1 protein-coding gene is annotated in these 927 nt (G+C 64.7%); it reads right to left on the reverse strand.

Going from position 1 to position 927, the window contains the following annotated elements:
- The coding region (locus E1166_RS30600; RefSeq protein ID WP_243710616.1) for a lysine 5,6-aminomutase subunit alpha at positions 1 to 927 on the reverse strand (927 nt) is incomplete at both ends.

Consider the following 927-nt stretch of genomic DNA (forward strand, 5'->3'; position numbering starts at 1 on the left):
ACGTTCTGCAGAGCGATGTCCCGATCCGACAACCACGGCGTCACCACCGCCTCGGTCATCATCCCCACCAGCAGGATCCCCTGCCCCGTCATGGCACCCACCAGATTGAAGAACCCGTCGAGCAGGTTCCCCCGGAACACGTCCCCGGTCATGTGCTTCGTCGGCGGCATCCACTTCAACGGCGCATCGGGAAACAACTCCCGAGCCAGCAACGCGTGCGCCAACTCCAACCGCAACGACTCCGGCAGATCCGGGTTGATCTCGAACGCGTGCCCCAACCCCAACTGCCAGTCCGCCAACCCCGCCTCATGCGCGAAAAACTCGTTCAACAACTGCGACACGGTCACCGTGTGCGCCTCGTCCACCGCATCCGCCGTGGTCAGGTAGTTGTCCTCACCGGTGTTGATGATGATCCCCGCCCGCGCGTGCACCTGCCGCGAAAACCGCTGATCGACGAACGTACGGATCGGATTGATGTCCCGGAACAAAATCCCGTACATCGAATCGTTGAGCATCATGTCCAACCGCTCCAGGCCAGCCAGCGTCGCCATCTCCGGCATACACAGACCCGACGCGTAATTGGTCAGCCGCACATACCGCCCCAACTCCCGCGACGAGGAGTCCAACGCCTCCCGCATCAACCGGAAGTTCTCCTGCGTGGCATACGTGCCCGCGAAACCCTCCCGGGTGGCACCCTCCGGCACGTAATCCAGCAACGACTGCCCCGTCGAACGGATCACCGCGATCACGTCCGCCCCCGCCCGAGCAGCCGCCTGCGCCTGCGGAATGTCCTCGTAGATGTCCCCGGTCGCCACGATCAGATAAATCCACGGCCGCTGCGGCGGATCCCCGTACCGCCTGATCAGCCGATCCCGCTCCGCGCGACGCCGATCCACCTGCCGGATCCCGGCCGCCACCGCCCTACGG

This window comes from Micromonospora sp. KC213, assembly GCF_004348325.1.
Classification (GTDB): domain Bacteria; phylum Actinomycetota; class Actinomycetes; order Mycobacteriales; family Micromonosporaceae; genus Micromonospora.